Consider the following 16690-nt stretch of genomic DNA (forward strand, 5'->3'; position numbering starts at 1 on the left):
CTTCCTCGTTAATCTCCTTTCAGGCAGCTCGCATACTGGCTCGACAGCAGGGTCAGGAACTTTGAATAGCTCTCTTTACCAAGCTGGACAGGGGTTCCCAGGGGATCCAGGGTGCCCATTCGGACAGAGGTCCCTCTGGCAACCGCTTCAACGACGGCTGGCCTGAACTGTGGCTCAGCAAAAACGCAGGTTGCTTTTTGCTCAACCAACTGTGTTCTGATTTGATGTAAACGCTGCGCACCGGGTTGAATTTCAGGGTTGACGGTAAAGTGACCCAGCGGGGTCAGCCCGTAATGTTTTTCAAAGTAGCCGTATGCGTCGTGAAAAACGAAATAACCCTTACCCTTCAACGGTGCCAGCTCGCTACCAACCTGCTTGTCGGTCTGAGCTAAGTTTGCCTCAAACGCTTTCAGATTGGCATCCAGCCGGGCTCGGCTTTGCGGCATAAGTTCCACTAATTTATCGTGGATTGCAACCGCCGACATCCGCGCAATCTCCGGTGAAAGCCACAGGTGCATGTTGTAATCACCATGATGATGATGCTCGTCACTATTTTCATCGCCATGATCGTGTCCGGCATGATCATGCTCGTCGTGATCGCTCCCTTTCATGAGCAGAGGTTTCACCTCCGGCAGTGTCGCCATGACCACTTGTTTAGCGGCGGGTATCTGTTGGGCAGATTTGTCCATGAAAGCTTCCATGTCCGGGCCGACCCAAAAGACTAACTCCGCGTTATTTAAGCGTTTTACATCGGATGGGCGCAGAGCATAATCATGTTCTGAGGCGCCATCCGGAAGTAAAACTTCGGTCGTAGTAACCCCATCAGCGATAGCGGAAGCGATGAAGCCAAGCGGTTTCAACGAGGCGACAACGGCGGCGTTTGCGGTGCCTGAAACTGCCCCTAACAGAGCGGTGGAGAGTGTTGCGCAAAGAAGCGTATTTTTATGTAACATAGTGCGACTAATTATCGTAATGAATGGGTGGTATGTGATATTATAACATTCTATCACTTGTGCAACCCCTTAAACGCTATGACTAATTTGATAACGCTTGAAAATGTCTCGGTCAGTTTTGGTCAAAGACGCGTCCTGTCTGATATTTCGCTCAATCTGGAACCGGGTAAAATATTGACCTTGCTGGGTCCAAATGGGGCGGGGAAATCGACGCTTGTACGTGTCGTGCTGGGACTGGTAGCACCGGATTCCGGCACTATCAAGCGCGGCCCTCGACTACAAATCGGCTATGTGCCGCAAAAATTATATCTGGATGCCACCCTCCCCCTGACCGTCGGGCGATTTATGCGGTTGCGTCCGGGTACGCGGAAAGCCGATCTTCTGCCGGCGCTCAAGCGCGTTCAGGCAGCACATCTCATTGATGCGCCAATGCAGAAACTCTCCGGCGGCGAAACCCAGCGCGTTCTGCTGGCGCGCGCTTTGCTTAATAAACCGGAGCTGTTGGTATTAGATGAACCCACGCAGGGTGTGGATGTTAATGGCCAGGTCGCTCTCTACGATCTTATCGATAAGCTACGTCGCGAGCTCCATTGCGCTGTGTTAATGGTTTCCCATGATTTGCATCTGGTAATGGCAAAGACCGATGAAGTGCTGTGCCTGAATCATCATATCTGCTGTTCGGGTGCGCCAGAGGTCGTCTCGATGCATCCCGAATTCATCTCTATGTTTGGCCCGCGCGGCGCTGAGCAACTGGGTATCTATCGTCACCAACATAACCATCGCCATGATTTACAAGGGCGCATTATTTTACGTCAGGGAAATGGACGCGAATGATTGAATTACTGTTGCCCGGCTGGTTTGCCGGGATTCTGCTTGCCTGCGCTGCGGGTCCCCTGGGTTCTTTTGTCGTCTGGCGTCGGATGTCTTATTTTGGCGATACCCTCGCACATGCATCGTTGCTGGGAGTGGCCTTTGGCCTGCTTCTGGATGTGAACCCTTTTTATGCCGTTATCGCGGTAACGTTACTGCTGGCAGCGGGCCTCGTCTGGCTGGAAAAGCGACCGCATCTGGCGGTGGATACGCTGCTTGGTATCATGGCTCACAGCGCACTCTCGCTTGGTATGGTGGTAGTGAGCCTGATGTCGAACATTCGTGTTGACCTGATGGCTTATCTTTTTGGAGATCTTCTTGCCGTTACCCCGCAGGATCTCATTGCCATTGCGCTTGGGGTCTCGGTGGTTATCGCTATTCTTCTCTGGCAATGGCGCAGTCTGCTTTCCATGACTATCAGTCCGGAACTGGCCTTTGTTGACGGGGTTAAAATTCAGCGTGTGAAATTATTACTGATGCTGGTGACGGCCCTGACCATCGGTGTGGCAATGAAATTTGTCGGCGCACTGATTATCACCTCACTGTTAATCATCCCCGCCGCTACAGCCCGTCGTTTCGCGAAGACGCCTGAACAAATGGCCGGTGTGGCGGTAGTCATAGGGATGATTTCTGTTACCGGTGGATTAACCTTCTCGGCCTTTTACGATACGCCCGCAGGCCCTTCCGTGGTGCTGTGTGCGGCGCTGATGTTTGTGCTTACGATGGTGAAAAAGGCAGCCAACTGAATTTCAACTCCCTTTAGCAGAACCTCCCCGCCCACGCGGGGAGCCTGCCTGTCGCGCGCCGAAGGATATCTCATCCTCCTCCCCTTGTGGTTTTAAATTTGCACCCTGTGATCTTTTTCTCACTTCGGGACTTCTCTGACGGTGCGCGCACCTAAGCCCTTCTAAAGTTTAATCAGGGAGTTACTTCAAAGGGTAAGGAGAGGCCAGCCAGACGGGAGGTGCATATGCTACTCATCGGAACAGGCATCCTTTTGTTAATTATCCTGCTGGCGGTCGTGGTTTCCCGATCAGCCATGCAGGATATAGAAAATGACTATTGACCGCCTGAAGGGCGTTTCAGGGGAGTGCGGGCGGGGTAATACCGAAGTGGTTCCAGGCACGTACCGTGGCCATACGCCCGCGCGGCGTGCGCTGCAAAAAACCCTGCTGGATAAGATAAGGCTCAAGCACGTCTTCAATGGTTTCGCGCTCTTCGCCAATGGCGGCGGCGAGGTTATCCAGCCCTACCGGTCCGCCGAAGAACTTATCAATCACCGCCAGAAGCAGTTTACGGTCCATATAATCAAAGCCTTCAGCATCCACATTCAGCATATCCAGCGCCTGCGCCGCCACATCCACCGATATGGCACCATCATGTTTCACTTCAGCAAAATCCCGCACGCGGCGTAACAGACGGTTGGCGATACGTGGGGTCCCGCGTGCGCGTCTGGCCACTTCCAGCGCGCCATCGTCGCTCATATCAAGGCCCATAAAACGTGCGCTTCGCCCGACGATATGCTGCAGATCGGCCACCTGATAAAACTCAAGGCGCTGAACAATTCCGAAACGATCGCGCAGCGGCGAGGTTAAGGAGCCTGCCCGTGTGGTCGCACCAATCAGCGTAAAGGGGGGTAAATCGATTTTGATTGACCGCGCCGCCGGCCCCTCACCAATCATAATATCGAGCTGGTAGTCTTCCATTGCGGGGTAGAGCACTTCTTCGACGACCGGCGAGAGCCGATGAATTTCATCGATAAACAGAACATCATGCGGCTCAAGGTTAGTCAGCATTGCGGCGAGATCGCCCGCCTTCTCCAGCACCGGTCCGGACGTGGTACGCAGATTGACGCCCATCTCATTAGCCACGATGTTTGCAAGCGTGGTTTTCCCCAGACCCGGTGGGCCGAAGATCAACAGGTGATCCAGCGCATCACCGCGCTGTTTCGCCGCCTGAATGAATATTTCCATCTGCGATCGCACCTGTGGCTGACCGACATACTCAGCCAACATCTTCGGGCGAATAGCTCTGTCCGCAACCTCTTCCGCAGTCATACTGCCAGGGGAAATCAGACGGTCTGCTTCTATCATCCTTTACCTCACAACGCGGCGCGTAATGCTTCGCGGATTAGCGATTCACTGCTGGCATCGGATTTAGCGATTTTGCTTACCATCCGGCTGGCTTCCTGAGGTTTATAGCCCAGCGCCACCAATGCCGCAACGGCTTCCTGTTCCGCATCATCCGCCGTCGGACCTGATGGCGAAGTCAGTACCAGATCAGCTGCCGGCGTAAAGAGATCGCCATGCAGACCTTTAAAGCGGTCTTTCATTTCAACAATCAGACGCTCAGCGGTTTTTTTGCCGATACCCGGCAATTTTATCAGCGCCGCAGGATCTTCACGCTCCACCGCATTAACAAACTGCTGTGCGTTCATACCGGAGAGAATTGCCAGTGCGAGCTTTGGCCCGACGCCGTTGGTTTTGATTAACTCACGAAACAGCGTGCGCTCCTGCTTATTGTTAAAACCAAACAGCAGATGCGCGTCTTCACGCACCACAAAATGGGTGAAGACCACCGCCTCTTTACCGGCTTCAGGTAGTTCGTAGAAGCAGGTCATTGGCATATGCACTTCGTAACCCACGCCTCCGACTTCCATCAATACCAGAGGGGGCTGCTTTTCAAGAATAATGCCTCTGAGTCTGCCTATCACATGACGCTCCTGCGTAAGGGCCGAAGAAAATATGGGGTATCATAAAAAAAGGCTGGATAGATATCCAGATGAAAAACAGCGAATCATGGCGCGAGCGTGAATTAACCCGCCGTTTCTACCCTACCCTGATGCGATAACGTCGCGGTGCTGGCCCATCAGGGGCCCTTTTTCTGGCGCACATGATAGGTAATACAGTCCACCCTGCACATTTTGCGCCCAGACCTGACGCGTTCACAGGTGCGGAATGTTGCGCATACGCGATACCTGTCACCAATGAATCGCTGCGCTTCATCGCCATCTTCCGTCTCCAGCAGGAGCTGACGTTTGGGGGTACAAACCCGGAAAATCAGCCTCTGCGCCCTCCTGCGCCTCGCAAAGCGATGTATCAGCCAGGTAAAACTGACGAAAGCCAGGATTGCCCATGCCATGATGAGCGCCGGGATCCGGCTTGGAATAAAGAAAAGGTCGTCGCAGGGTTTGGCAATAGCGGGACGGTTTTGCACGACGTGCATGCAGAGTAGCGCATCCGGCGGCAGGCGCGCTTTATCAACGTGCCAGTGCCAGGTTTTCGCCCCAGCCCGCCAGCTGACATCGTACGCATATTGCGCCGAGCAATCTTTTCTGCCGCGAAAATAAGTGCAGGTGTCATACCATTGCCGCTCGGCACTGCTGGTTACTTGCAGCCCGGACACCCTGGCCATGGAAACCGTACTGGTTCGATACCAGGGATACTCGGACCAGAACACATACCCGTTCAGAACGAGGAAAAGAATAAAAAGCGCTTTTATTACCCGCGACATCGCTGACCTCGTCACAACAGGGTTTAGCGCAGCCGTCCCCGCGCCAGATTCAGCCGGGAGTCGCTCATCTGCATCGCATTCTGACTGACATGGCAATGCGTAATCGCAATGGCAAGGGCATCGGCAGCATCCGCCTGCGGGTTCGCCGGCAGCTTCAGTAGGGTACGCACCATGTGCTGAACCTGCGTTTTTTCTGCACCACCGTTCCCGACCACCGTCTGCTTGACCTGGCGAGCGGCATACTCAAAAACGGGCAGGTCCTGATTGACGGCGGCAACGATGGCCACGCCGCGCGCCTGGCCAAGCTTCAGGGCTGAATCAGCATTTTTGGCCATAAAGACTTGTTCGATAGCAAAATAATCGGGCTGGAACTGGGTGATGATTTCCGTCACCCCTGCGTAAATCAGCTTCAGGCGCGAGGGTAAATCATCGACTTTGGTACGGATGCATCCGGAGCCCAGGTAGGACAGTTGCCTGCCTACCTGGCGGATCACACCGTAACCGGTGACGCGCGACCCCGGATCGATACCGAGAATAATAGACATCACGCATCTCCTTTTAACGGTTCAGAGCGTCTCATTACAGCGTTGCTGCAACCTCATCAGAGATCTCACCGTTATGGTAAACTTCCTGAACATCGTCGCAGTCTTCAAGCATATCAATCAGACGCAGCAGTTTTGGTGCCGTTTCTGCATCCATGTCCGCTTTGGTTGAGGGGATCATTGACACTTCAGCCGCGTCCGCTTTCAGGCCCGCCGCTTCCAGCGCATCACGCACTGTACCCATCTCTTCCCAGGCCGTATAAACGTCGATTGCGCCGTCATCATAGGTCACCACGTCTTCGGCACCCGCTTCCAGCGCCGCTTCCATGATGACGTCTTCGTCGCCTTTCTCGAAGGAGATAACGCCTTTTTTACTGAACAGATATGCGACTGAGCCGTCAGTGCCCAGGTTACCACCCGTTTTGCTGAAAGCGTGACGCACTTCGGCAACGGTACGGTTACGGTTATCGGAAAGGCACTCCACCATCACCGCTGTGCCGCCAGGACCGTAACCTTCATAAATGATGGTTTCCATGTTTGCATCTTCATCACCGCCAACGCCACGCGCAATGGCGCGGTTCAGGGTGTCACGCGTCATGTTGTTGGACAGCGCCTTATCAATCGCCGCACGCAGGCGTGGGTTAGAGCCCGCATCCCCGCCGCCGAGACGGGCCGCGGTGACCAGTTCACGAATGATTTTAGTGAAGATTTTACCGCGCTTGGCATCCTGTGCCGCTTTGCGGTGCTTGGTGTTGGCCCATTTACTATGACCTGCCATAACTATTTCCTCAAAATTATCCTGCGCCTTTCAGCTACCAGATGCGTTGGCTACGACCGCTCATACCTGTCACTTACCACTGTAAGCTCCTGGCGATTCGCGGTCTTGCCGCCTTCCTGGAAACCGGATGGTCTGGAAATTAATTAACGTTAATTACAAATTCTTCAATTGCCTGCCGGTTACTCCATGATTTGGTTAATGCAGCCGCTTCTGGCGCATCAACCCAGCGGTAAGCCAGGTGTTCTGTAAACACGATGGCGCGCTCATGGGGAAGCGCAAGACAGAACCAGGATTCTGTATTGCGCTCAATACCCGGGGCGTATCGATGACGTAAATGACTAAAAATTTCAAACTCCACCGTGCGTTGACAGTCCATCAAGGTCAGTTGCTCTTTCGCAACGTTAATCGTGACCTCTTCCTCTACTTCGCGCACGGCGGCCTGCGACGGGAGCTCCCCCTCTTCCAGACTTCCGGTAACCGACTGCCAGAAATCAGGATCGTCACGTCGCTGTAGCATCAGCACCCGCTTCGTGTCCTGAGCATAGATAACAACCAGCACAGAAACAGGGCGCTTGTACACTTTATCCTTCACACTGCCTCGTTGTTGGCTGCCCTCGTTCATCCCATTTACATAGTCATCTATGCTCATGAGAATTCACTCAGTTGCCGCCGCGATGCAGGGCGAAGGATTTCGTGTAGATAAGCCATATCAGTTTTTCTCTTCCTTTTTCACCACTTCGATACCCAGCTCGGTTAAAGATGCCGGGTTAGCAAAGCTCGGTGCTTCTGTCATCAGACAAGCAGCGGCGGTGGTTTTCGGGAAGGCAATCACATCACGAATGTTGTCGGTTCCGGTCAGCAGCATGGTCAGACGGTCAAGACCGAAGGCCAGGCCCGCATGCGGCGGGGTACCATATTTCAGCGCATCAAGCAGGAAGCCAAATTTCTCACGCTGTTCCTGCTCGTTGATGCCCAGGATGCCGAACACGGTCTGCTGCATCTCACCGCTGTAAATACGTACGGAACCGCCACCCACTTCATAACCGTTGATGACCATATCGTAGGCGTTAGCCACCGCTTCTTCCGGTGCTGCTTTCAGCTCGGCTGCGGTCATGTCTTTAGGTGAGGTGAAGGGGTGGTGCATCGCCGTCAGGCCACCTTCGCCATCGTCTTCAAACATCGGGAAGTCGATAACCCACAACGGTGCCCATTTGTTTTCATCGGTCAGGCTGAGATCTTTACCCAGTTTCAGACGCAGCGCGCCCAGCGCATCGGCAACCACTTTTTTGTTGTCAGCGCCGAAGAAGATCATGTCGCCATCCTGCGCACCGGTGCGTTCCAGAATGGCTTCCACAATCTCTGAATTCAGGAACTTGGCTACCGGGCTGTTAATGCCTTCCAGCCCTTTAGCGCGTTCATTAACCTTGATGTACGCCAGTCCTTTCGCGCCATAAATCTTCACGAAATTGCCGTACTCATCGATAAGCTTACGGGTCAGGGCCGCGCCACCGGGCACACGCAGAGCCGCCACGCGTCCTTTAGGATCGTTGGCCGGGCCTGCAAAGACAGCAAACTCAACGGATTTCAGCAGATCCGCTACGTCCACCAGCTCCATCGGGTTACGCAGATCCGGCTTATCGGAGCCGTAACGGCGCTCGGCTTCAGCAAAGGTCATGATCGGGAACTGCCCCAGATCCACGCCTTTAATATCCAGCCACAGCTTGCGAATCAAATCTTCCATCACTTCGCGTACCTGCGGTGCGGTCATGAAAGAGGTTTCGACGTCGATCTGGGTGAACTCCGGCTGGCGGTCAGCACGCAGGTCTTCGTCACGGAAGCATTTAACAATCTGGTAGTAACGGTCAAAACCGGACATCATCAACAGCTGTTTGAACAGCTGAGGTGACTGCGGCAGTGCGTAAAACTTACCTTTATGCACGCGGCTTGGCACCAGGTAGTCACGAGCGCCTTCCGGCGTCGCTTTGGTCAGCATCGGCGTTTCGATGTCCAGGAAGCCGTGGTCATCCATAAAGCGACGCACAAAGCTGGTGATTTTCGCTCGGGTTTTCAGACGCTGCGCCATTTCCGGGCGACGCAGATCGAGATAGCGGTATTTCAGACGCGCTTCTTCGGTGTTGACCTGATTGGAGTCCAGCGGCAACGGCTCGGAACGGTTGATAATGGTGAGTTCTGTGGCAAAGACCTCGACTTCACCCGTTGCCATGTCGCTGTTGACGTTTTTCTCGTCGCGCGCACGCACCGTGCCGGTGACGACGATGCAGAACTCATTACGCAGTTCAGAGGCCAGCTTAAAGGCTTCTGCATCCGGATCGAAGAACACCTGAACGATGCCTTCGCGGTCACGCATATCGATGAAAATAAGGCTGCCGAGATCACGACGACGGTTGACCCAACCACACAAAGTCACCTGCTGCCCGACGTGGGTCTTACGCAGTTGCCCGCAATATTCTGTACGCATGAGATATCCCTTAACTTAGCCGCAGGCTGTTTGTTGCCTGCCCTGCAGGCGACGTTATCGCAGCTTTAGCTGAATGTCACAACTGGATGAAAAAAGGCGGCTATTATACTGGAAATAATGGCTGACGATAAGCCCGATACTGCCTGTACGCGCGTTTGCTGCACGCTTAGCGGCTATTCTCACAAAAATTAACAAAAATTGTAAACCGTGCAGGAGTGCGTACCGGGTAAGGTAATGTGATGCCGTTCATATTCCAGGAGTAATTATGCTGCAACTTGATGCCACAAAAACCGCGCTGGTCGTTATCGATTTACAGGAAGGTATTCTGCCTTTCGCCGGCGGACCCTATAGCGCAGCCCAGGTGGTCTCCCGCTCCGCTAAACTGGCGGATAAATTCCGTGCCGCAGGTGCGCCCGTTATGCTGGTGCGCGTGGGCTGGTCGGCGGATTTTGCTGAAGCATTAAAACAGCCGGTGGATGCTGCAGCAGGCGGACATGCCCTGCCTGAAAACTGGTGGGACTACCCCGCGGCTTTGGGTAAACAGGAGAGCGATATTGAAGTGACCAAACGCCAGTGGGGGGCTTTTTACGGCACCGATCTTGAGCTGCAACTGCGCCGCCGTGGCATTGAAACCATCGTGCTGTGCGGTATCTCAACCAACATTGGCGTCGAGTCAACTGCCCGTAACGCATGGGAACTGGGCTTCAGTCTGGTGGTTGTCGAAGATGCCTGTGCCGCCGCAACCGCTGAACAACACCAGGGGAGCATGACAAACATCTTCCCGCGCATTGGCCGCGTTCGCACAACAGACGAGATCCTCGCCGCGCTATGATCTATCTTGGCCTTCCACAGTGGTCGCACCCCAAATGGGTGCGCATGGGTATCACCGGGCTTGAAGAGTACGCCCGACACTTTAACTGCGTGGAGGGTAACACGACGCTTTACGCCCTGCCGAAAGCAGAAATCGTTCAGCGCTGGCGGGAACAGACACAAGATAATTTCCGTTTTTGCTTTAAATTCCCGGCCACCATTTCCCATACCGCCTCGCTGCGCCAGTGTGGCGATTTGACGCTGGAATTTTTTACCCGCATGACGCCTCTGGCCGATCGCATCGGCCAGTACTGGTTACAGCTTCCGGCTACGTTTGGTCCGCGCGACATGCCTGCGCTTTGGGCTTTTCTGGATAGCTTACCGGCGGAATTTACCTATGGCGTGGAAGTGCGCCACCCGTCGTTTTTTGCCAAAGGCGATGATGAACGCTTTCTCAACCGTGGGCTGCATCAGCGTAACGTCAACCGCGTGATCCTCGACAGCCGCCCGGTTCATTGCGCCATACCGCATAGTGAAGCGGTGAGAGAGGCGCAACGGAAAAAACCGAAAGTCCCGGTGCACGCGCTGGTCACCGCACATAACCCAATGGTGCGCTTTATCGGTAGCGATAACATGCTACAGAACCGCGAATTATTTGCGGTCTGGCTGGAAAAACTGCCCTTATGGGAAAAGACCACCACGCCTTATCTCTTTCTGCATACGCCGGATATTGCCCAGGCTCCTGAGCTTGTGGATACCTTATGGCACGATTTGCAGCAGGCCGTGCCTTCTGTTGGCACTCCTCCGTCCATCCCTTCGCAATCTTCTCTTTTCTGAATGGATTACCTATCATTGTAAAGCCATCAGGTATTAAAGGGAGTTTGTATGGTTAGCGCGCTGTATGCCGTGCTGGGTGCGTTACTGCTCATTAAGTTTTCTTTTGATGTTGTTCGTCTGCGGATGCAATACCGCGTCAGCTATGGCGACGGTGGGTTCAGCGAGCTGCAAAGTGCAATCCGCATTCACGGAAACGCGGTGGAGTACATCCCCGTTGCGTTGATCCTGTTGCTGTTTATGGAAATGAATGGCGCCGAAACCTGGATGGTTCATGTGTGCGGCATTCTGCTGATTGTCGGGCGACTGATGCACTACTATGGTTTTCATCATCGCCTGTTTCGCTGGCGGCGTTCAGGCATGAGCGCCACCTGGTGTGCCCTGCTGCTGATGGCGCTTGCCAACCTGTGGTATATGCCGTGGGAGTTGGTTTTCTCCCTGCGTTAGCGCACAATACGCCACTTTGTTTTCCCAGGTATTTACATTATGTCTAACCGCGACACGCTTTTTTCCGCGCCTATCGCCAGCCTGGGCGACTGGACTTTCGATGAACGGGTAGCTGAAGTCTTCCCCGATATGATCCAGCGTTCCGTTCCGGGTTACTCCAACATTATTTCGATGATCGGCATGCTTGCCGAACGCTTCGTGCAGCCGCAGACGCAGATTTACGATCTGGGTTGTTCACTGGGTGCGGCCACGCTGTCGGTACGCCGCAACATTCATCATGACGGTTGCAAAATTATCGCCGTGGACAACTCCCCTGCAATGGTGGAGCGCTGCCGTCGTCATATCGACGCCTATAAAGCGCCAACACCCGTCCAGGTTGTTGAGGGTGATATCCGTGATGTGACCATCGAAAACGCCTCGCTGGTGGTGCTGAACTTCACCCTGCAATTCCTTGAGCCAGCAGAGCGTCAGGCACTGCTCGACAAGATTTATCAGGGGCTGAACCCAGGTGGTGCGCTGGTCCTGTCCGAGAAATTCAGCTTTGAAGATGAAACCGTCGGTGAGTTGTTATTTAACATGCATCACGACTTTAAGCGCGCCAACGGCTACAGCGAGCTGGAGATCAGCCAGAAACGCAGCATGCTGGAAAATGTGATGCTGACGGACTCCGTCACCACCCACAAATCACGCCTGCGCAGCGCCGGGTTTGAGCACAGCGAAGTCTGGTTCCAGTGTTTTAACTTCGGTTCACTGGTGGCTGTTAAAGCAGGGAATGGCGCATGATTACCTTTGAGCGTTTTTATCAGCAAATTGCCGTCAGCCCGCTATCACACTGGCTGGAAACCCTGCCGGCACAAATTGCCAGCTGGCAGCGTGAATCGGTGCACGGGCAAGTCAAGCAGTGGACCAGCGCGATAAACTATCTGCCTGAGCGAAAACCGCACCACCTCGATCTGCTTAATGGTGTCATTGCATCAAGTGAAGCGCCATTAAGTGCCGGTGAACTGACCCGCATTGAAACTCATCTGCGCAATCTGATGCCGTGGCGTAAAGGCCCTTTCTCTCTTTACGGGCTGCAGATCAACACTGAGTGGCGCTCTGACTGGAAATGGGATCGCGTTTTACCTCATCTTTCCGATCTGCGTGGCCGCACAATCCTCGATGTGGGGTGCGGGAGCGGTTATCACCTGTGGCGCATGATCGGGGCCGGGGCAAAATTCGCCGTGGGTATCGACCCGACACCGCTGTTCCTGCATCAGTTCGAAGCGGTGCGTAAGCTGTTAGGTGACGATCGCCGCGCCCATCTGTTGCCGCTGGGCATTGAGCAGCTTCCTGCCCTGAATGCTTTCGATACCGTCTTCTCAATGGGCGTGCTCTACCATCGTCGATCTCCGCTGGAGCATCTCTGGCAGCTTAAAGATCAACTGGTGCAGGACGGCGAGCTGGTGCTGGAGACGCTGGTGGTCGAGGGTGACGAGAATACCGTTCTGGTACCAGGCGATCGCTATGCGCAAATGCGCAACGTCTATTTCATTCCCTCCGCCGCCGCGTTGAAGAACTGGCTGGAAAAGTGCGGTTTTGTTGATGTGCGTATAGTTGACGTCTGCACAACGACGGTCGAAGAGCAGCGCCGTACCGACTGGATGATCACCGAATCGCTGGCCGAATTCCTTGACCCCAACGACAGCAGCAAAACCATAGAGGGCTACCCCGCCCCGGTTCGCGCCGTGCTGATTGCCAGAAAGCCCTAATCTCTGTTCAAACCAGCAGCAGAGGCATTGCAGCAACGCAGCGAGTTCCCGGGAGTTTAGACCGGGGCGAGCGAGGAGAGCGAACGCCGCTGCGGGCCGGAAGATGCAGGGGAAGCCTTCTCCACAATAGTCCGGTTTGCAGCAACGCAGCGAGCACCCTGAAGTTTACAGAAGTAAATGACCGGGGCGAGCGAGGAGAGCGAACGCCGCTGCGGGCCGGAATATGCAGGGGAAGCCTTCTCCACAATAGTCCGGTTTGCAGCAAGGCAGCAACGCAGCGAGGACCCGGGAGTTTACATAAGTAAATGACCGGGGCGAGCGAGGAGAGCGAACGCCGCTGCGGGCCGGAATATGCAGGAGAAGGACAAAAAAAGACCCCTGTTGAAATTGCAGGGGCCTGGTACAAATAAGCATCATATTGGGCGACATGATGCTGCGGTAAAATCGGTTACTTCGCGTGACGGGCTATTTTTGCCTTCATCGCCGCGACGGCGTCGCCATCCACCCGGTAACGGGAGTACTCATCCGCTGTGGGGTCTGCCGACATCGATAATCCTGGGTTGCGATAACGCATAGGGGACGGTGTTAGTTGCCCCGCCGAGCTGTGTAGCTCCCGGATGCCGGCAGTCAGGAAGCAATCCAGATTGCTTTCTCTTACTCCTGCACCCGCTATTATTATTGGAACACCTGAACGGCCATTTAGTTCCGTAATTAATGAAATACCTTTTTCGGCACCAGACTGCTGACCCGATGTCAGAATGCGTGCCACACCCAAATGGCCCAGAATATCAGCGGTTTGATAAGGGTCAGCACACATATCGAAAGCACGATGAAATGTCACTTTCATTCCCTGTGCGGCATGCATAATCTGCTGCATCCGGGTCACATCGACGTTGCCCTCTTCGTCCAGTACCCCCGTGACCAGCCCTGGAAAGCCCAGTTCACGCATGACCTGAATATCTTCCAGCATGACGGCAAACTCTTCGGCGTCGTAACAAAAATCGCCACCGCGTGGGCGCACGATAGGATGTACCGGAATGGTCACCGTCTGGCGAACCCGTTTAAGCACCCCGAGTGACGGCGTCAACCCGCCCTCCTTTGGTGCCGCGCACAATTCGATACGGTCGGCCCCATGACGCTGTGCCGTTAATGCGCAGGCTGCGCTGTAACAACAGATCTCCAGTAACGTCATTTTTCCTCCTTTCAGGCTTCCTGCTCGCTGGCTACAATGGCCTCAATGCTCCAGGGGTGAAACTTCACCGTCACTTTACCGTCTGTCACCGCCAGAGTGGGATTAGGCAGACGCTCGCGCTCTCCCCTGGGTGAGCTGGTTTTCACAAAAATGCCCGCCTGACGCAATCCCTCATCGGACAGCAGCGCCAGCGCGCGAGCGTTGAGCGTTTGCGGATCGCCCGGTAGTACAATCTCAATGTGCTCCCACCCCTCATGCGGGTAGCGCTTTTCCCCCGGCCACGGCAGTTCAACCACGCTAAAACGCCAGTGGGCAACACAAACGGGCTCGCGCAATCTGAACAAACAGATAGGGCGACCATTAATCAGGGTTTCAGATAGCAGTTCACCACACTGCTCAAGACCGCGACGCCAGCGTTCAGCCGTGGCGTTCTGGTGGCAGCGTAACGAGATGTGGTCAGCCTCAAGCGGTGCAATGTCCAGCCCAAGGCGTGTTATTAGTTGGGAAAAGTCAGCGCTAAATCGTGGCAGGTCTGCGCAAATGTCCTTCAGTTCTTCGAGTGTCTGCCAGGTGGCCATATGTGATATCCGTGCGGTGAGTAAGGCGGCTAATCTACCCTGTTCTGCTCCACAGACCAACCGTGACACCCAATCATTAACCACTGCGGTTCCCCTGCTGACGACATGGGGCAATTGCAGTATACTCCCGCCTTTCATAATCAACACCCGGACGCAGCCGCACTCGTGCGTGTTGTGTCGACAATGTAAGGTATCCCGGTGAATATTCAGACGCTTCTCTCAGAAAAAGTCAGTCAGGCGCTCATTGCCGCAGGCGCGGCAGCAGATTGTGAACCTCAGGTTCGTCAGTCAGCTAAAGTCCAGTTTGGCGACTATCAGGCTAACGGCGTGATGGCGATTGCTAAAAAACTGGGTATGGCCCCCCGACAACTGGCAGAGCAGGTTCTGACCCATCTCGACCTCAACGGGATTGCCAGCAAGGTTGAGATAGCGGGCCCTGGTTTTATCAATATCTTCCTGGATCCCGCATTCCTTGCCGCGCACGTCAGCGAAGCGCTGAAGTCAGACCGTCTGGGCGTTGCAAAACCGCAGCCGCAAACCATTGTGATTGACTACTCTGCGCCAAATGTGGCCAAAGAGATGCACGTGGGCCACCTGCGTTCAACCATTATTGGTGATGCAGCCGTCCGTACTCAGGAGTTTCTTGGTCATAAAGTGATCCGTGCGAACCATGTGGGCGACTGGGGCACACAGTTCGGCATGCTCATCGCCTACCTGGAAAAACAGCAGCAGGAAAACGCCGGTGAAATGGCGCTGGCGGACCTCGAAGGCTTCTACCGTGAAGCCAAAAAACATTACGACGAGGATGCCGAATTCGCCGAACGCGCCCGTGGCTACGTAGTGAAATTGCAGGGCGGCGACGAATACTGCCGTCAGATGTGGCGCAAGCTGGTTGACATCACTATGGGTCAGAACCAGATTGCCTATCAGCGTCTCAACGTGACCCTGACCCGTGACGATGTGATGGGTGAAAGCCTCTACAACCCGATGCTGCCCGGCATCGTGGCCGATTTAAAGGCCAAAGGACTTGCGGTGGAGAGCGAAGGCGCAACGGTGGTCTTCCTTGATGAATACCAGAACAAAGAAGGCGAACCTATGGGAGTCATCATCCAGAAGAAGGATGGCGGCTACCTTTACACCACCACGGATATCGCCTGTGCGAAATACCGTTACGAAACCCTGCATGCCGACCGTGTGCTCTATTACATCGACTCACGCCAGCACCAGCATCTGATGCAGGCCTGGACCATCGTGCGTAAAGCCGGTTACGTGCCGGAAAGCATTCCGCTGGAACACCATATGTTTGGCATGATGCTCGGCAAGGACGGTAAACCTTTTAAAACCCGCGCTGGCGGTACCGTAAAACTGTCCGATCTGCTGGATGAAGCACTGGAACGCGCCCGTCGCCTGGTGGCAGAGAAGAACCCGGATATGCCTGCCGATGAGCTGGAAAAACTGGCGAACGCCGTGGGTATCGGTGCGGTGAAATATGCGGATCTATCCAAAAACCGTACCACGGATTATGTGTTCGACTGGGACAATATGCTGGCATTCGAAGGCAACACCGCGCCTTATATGCAGTATGCCTACACCCGCGTGCTGTCCGTGTTCCGTAAGGCCGGAATCGAAGAGAGCGCCCTGCTCAACGCACCGGTAATGATTGCAGAAGATCGTGAAGCACAGCTGGCAGCCCGCCTGCTGCAGTTTGAAGAGACGCTGAGCGTGGTTGCCCGCGAAGGGACACCACACGTGATGTGTGCCTACCTCTACGATCTGGCGGGCCTGTTCTCCGGCTTCTACGAGCACTGCCCGATCCTCAGCGCCGAAAGCGAAGCGGTGCGTAACAGCCGTCTGAAACTGGCGCTGCTGACCGCGAAGACCCTGAAACTTGGGCTGGATACTCTGGGTATCGAAACCGTCGAACGCATGTAACAGGTCTCTTT

General features: G+C 54.6%; 18 protein-coding genes. 8 read left to right on the forward strand and 10 right to left on the reverse strand.

Features of this window, described 5'->3' with window-relative positions:
• Positions 1–8: 8 nt before the first annotated feature.
• Positions 9–953, reverse strand: a complete 945-nt coding sequence (gene znuA / locus KXR87_RS07430; RefSeq protein ID WP_437431625.1) for a zinc ABC transporter substrate-binding protein ZnuA — start codon at positions 951–953, stop codon at positions 9–11.
• A gap of 78 nt (positions 954–1031) precedes the next feature.
• Here znuA and znuC point away from each other — a divergent pair, with 78 nt between their 5' ends.
• Together znuC and znuB are read left to right on the forward strand one after the other, a co-directional pair.
• Entirely contained in the window at positions 1032–1787 is a 756-nt protein-coding gene (znuC, locus tag KXR87_RS07435; protein ID WP_437431626.1) for a zinc ABC transporter ATP-binding protein ZnuC, read from the forward strand.
• A complete protein-coding gene (gene znuB, locus KXR87_RS07440; RefSeq protein ID WP_437431627.1) occupies positions 1784–2569 on the forward strand; it encodes a zinc ABC transporter permease subunit ZnuB in 786 nt (261 codons plus the stop codon). The genes znuC and znuB overlap by 4 nt, the downstream gene beginning before the upstream one ends.
• 336 nt (positions 2570–2905) lie before the next feature.
• Here the strand turns inward: znuB and ruvB are convergent, their stop codons facing one another.
• The 7 genes from ruvB to aspS all read right to left on the reverse strand — a co-directional run bounded on the left by ruvB (position 2906) and on the right by aspS (position 9135).
• Entirely contained in the window at positions 2906–3916 is a 1011-nt protein-coding gene (gene ruvB / locus KXR87_RS07445; protein ID WP_437431628.1) for a Holliday junction branch migration DNA helicase RuvB, read from the reverse strand.
• An 8-nt stretch (positions 3917–3924) separates the two neighbouring features.
• Positions 3925–4536 (reverse strand): Holliday junction branch migration protein RuvA, encoded by a 612-nt coding sequence (ruvA, locus tag KXR87_RS07450; RefSeq protein WP_437431629.1) that lies wholly within the window; start codon positions 4534–4536, stop codon positions 3925–3927.
• Positions 4537–4691: 155 nt separating this feature from the next.
• Entirely contained in the window at positions 4692–5336 is a 645-nt protein-coding gene (locus tag KXR87_RS07455) for a hypothetical protein (protein ID WP_437431630.1), read from the reverse strand.
• A gap of 23 nt (positions 5337–5359) precedes the next feature.
• A complete protein-coding gene (gene ruvC, locus KXR87_RS07460) occupies positions 5360–5881 on the reverse strand; it encodes a crossover junction endodeoxyribonuclease RuvC (RefSeq protein WP_437431631.1) in 522 nt (173 codons plus the stop codon).
• A gap of 34 nt (positions 5882–5915) precedes the next feature.
• On the reverse strand, positions 5916–6656 hold the full coding sequence (locus KXR87_RS07465; RefSeq protein ID WP_437431632.1) for a YebC/PmpR family DNA-binding transcriptional regulator: 741 nt from the start codon (positions 6654–6656) through the stop codon (positions 5916–5918).
• 139 nt (positions 6657–6795) lie between these two features.
• Positions 6796–7248: a dihydroneopterin triphosphate diphosphatase gene (nudB, locus tag KXR87_RS07470; protein ID WP_437431633.1), complete on the reverse strand. Its 453-nt coding sequence runs from the start codon at positions 7246–7248 to the stop codon at positions 6796–6798.
• A 117-nt stretch (positions 7249–7365) separates the two neighbouring features.
• Entirely contained in the window at positions 7366–9135 is a 1770-nt protein-coding gene (aspS, locus tag KXR87_RS07475; protein WP_437431634.1) for an aspartate--tRNA ligase, read from the reverse strand.
• Positions 9136–9400: 265 nt separating this feature from the next.
• On the opposite strand from aspS, the gene KXR87_RS07480 reads away from it, so the two are divergent.
• Genes KXR87_RS07480 through cmoB form a run of 5 tightly spaced genes read left to right on the forward strand, consistent with a single transcriptional unit; the run spans position 9401 to position 12977 of the window.
• Positions 9401–9967: a hydrolase gene (locus tag KXR87_RS07480; RefSeq protein WP_437431635.1), complete on the forward strand. Its 567-nt coding sequence runs from the start codon at positions 9401–9403 to the stop codon at positions 9965–9967.
• A complete protein-coding gene (locus KXR87_RS07485; RefSeq protein ID WP_437431636.1) occupies positions 9964–10782 on the forward strand; it encodes a DUF72 domain-containing protein in 819 nt (272 codons plus the stop codon). The genes KXR87_RS07480 and KXR87_RS07485 overlap by 4 nt, the downstream gene beginning before the upstream one ends.
• 48 nt (positions 10783–10830) lie before the next feature.
• Positions 10831–11226, forward strand: coding sequence for an MAPEG family protein (locus KXR87_RS07490; RefSeq protein ID WP_437431637.1), 396 nt, complete (start codon positions 10831–10833; stop codon positions 11224–11226).
• Between the two features lie 39 nt (positions 11227–11265).
• Complete coding sequence (cmoA, locus tag KXR87_RS07495; protein WP_437431638.1) at positions 11266–12009, forward strand: carboxy-S-adenosyl-L-methionine synthase CmoA; 744 nt, start codon at positions 11266–11268, stop codon at positions 12007–12009.
• The gene (gene cmoB, locus KXR87_RS07500; RefSeq protein WP_437431639.1) at positions 12006–12977 is read left to right on the forward strand and encodes a tRNA 5-methoxyuridine(34)/uridine 5-oxyacetic acid(34) synthase CmoB; all 972 of its coding nucleotides are present in this window, start codon (positions 12006–12008) and stop codon (positions 12975–12977) included. Before cmoA ends, cmoB begins: the two co-directional genes overlap by 4 nt.
• Positions 12978–13425: 448 nt before the next feature.
• On the opposite strand, the gene cutC is transcribed toward cmoB, so the two are convergent.
• Complete coding sequence (gene cutC / locus KXR87_RS07505; RefSeq protein ID WP_437431640.1) at positions 13426–14169, reverse strand: copper homeostasis protein CutC; 744 nt, start codon at positions 14167–14169, stop codon at positions 13426–13428.
• Between the two features lie 11 nt (positions 14170–14180).
• Complete coding sequence (locus KXR87_RS07510; RefSeq protein ID WP_437431641.1) at positions 14181–14747, reverse strand: VOC family protein; 567 nt, start codon at positions 14745–14747, stop codon at positions 14181–14183.
• 198 nt (positions 14748–14945) lie between these two features.
• Here KXR87_RS07510 and argS point away from each other — a divergent pair, with 198 nt between their 5' ends.
• Positions 14946–16679, forward strand: a complete 1734-nt coding sequence (argS, locus tag KXR87_RS07515) for an arginine--tRNA ligase (protein WP_437431642.1) — start codon at positions 14946–14948, stop codon at positions 16677–16679.
• Positions 16680–16690: the final 11 nt, after the last annotated feature.

Origin of the sequence: Yokenella regensburgei, assembly GCF_051486985.1 — a bacterium.
Lineage (GTDB): Bacteria > Pseudomonadota > Gammaproteobacteria > Enterobacterales > Enterobacteriaceae > CBFFRJ01.

Bases quoted from the DNA above. Each gene is read 5' to 3' on its own strand.
- znuA (WP_437431625.1), bottom strand. From the start codon at position 953: ATGTTACATAAAAATACGCTTCTTTGCGCAACACTCTCCACCGCTCTG.
- KXR87_RS07465 (WP_437431632.1), bottom strand. From the start codon at position 6,656: ATGGCAGGTCATAGTAAATGGGCCAACACCAAGCACCGCAAAGCGGCA.
- KXR87_RS07455 (WP_437431630.1), bottom strand. From the start codon at position 5,336: ATGTCGCGGGTAATAAAAGCGCTTTTTATTCTTTTCCTCGTTCTGAAC.
- cmoB (WP_437431639.1), top strand. From the start codon at position 12,006: ATGATTACCTTTGAGCGTTTTTATCAGCAAATTGCCGTCAGCCCGCTA.
- KXR87_RS07510 (WP_437431641.1), bottom strand. From the start codon at position 14,747: ATGGCCACCTGGCAGACACTCGAAGAACTGAAGGACATTTGCGCAGAC.
- KXR87_RS07485 (WP_437431636.1), top strand. From the start codon at position 9,964: ATGATCTATCTTGGCCTTCCACAGTGGTCGCACCCCAAATGGGTGCGC.
- KXR87_RS07480 (WP_437431635.1), top strand. From the start codon at position 9,401: ATGCTGCAACTTGATGCCACAAAAACCGCGCTGGTCGTTATCGATTTA.
- znuB (WP_437431627.1), top strand. From the start codon at position 1,784: ATGATTGAATTACTGTTGCCCGGCTGGTTTGCCGGGATTCTGCTTGCC.
- ruvC (WP_437431631.1), bottom strand. From the start codon at position 5,881: ATGTCTATTATTCTCGGTATCGATCCGGGGTCGCGCGTCACCGGTTAC.
- ruvB (WP_437431628.1), bottom strand. From the start codon at position 3,916: ATGATAGAAGCAGACCGTCTGATTTCCCCTGGCAGTATGACTGCGGAA.
- znuC (WP_437431626.1), top strand. From the start codon at position 1,032: ATGACTAATTTGATAACGCTTGAAAATGTCTCGGTCAGTTTTGGTCAA.
- cutC (WP_437431640.1), bottom strand. From the start codon at position 14,169: ATGACGTTACTGGAGATCTGTTGTTACAGCGCAGCCTGCGCATTAACG.
- aspS (WP_437431634.1), bottom strand. From the start codon at position 9,135: ATGCGTACAGAATATTGCGGGCAACTGCGTAAGACCCACGTCGGGCAG.
- cmoA (WP_437431638.1), top strand. From the start codon at position 11,266: ATGTCTAACCGCGACACGCTTTTTTCCGCGCCTATCGCCAGCCTGGGC.
- KXR87_RS07490 (WP_437431637.1), top strand. From the start codon at position 10,831: ATGGTTAGCGCGCTGTATGCCGTGCTGGGTGCGTTACTGCTCATTAAG.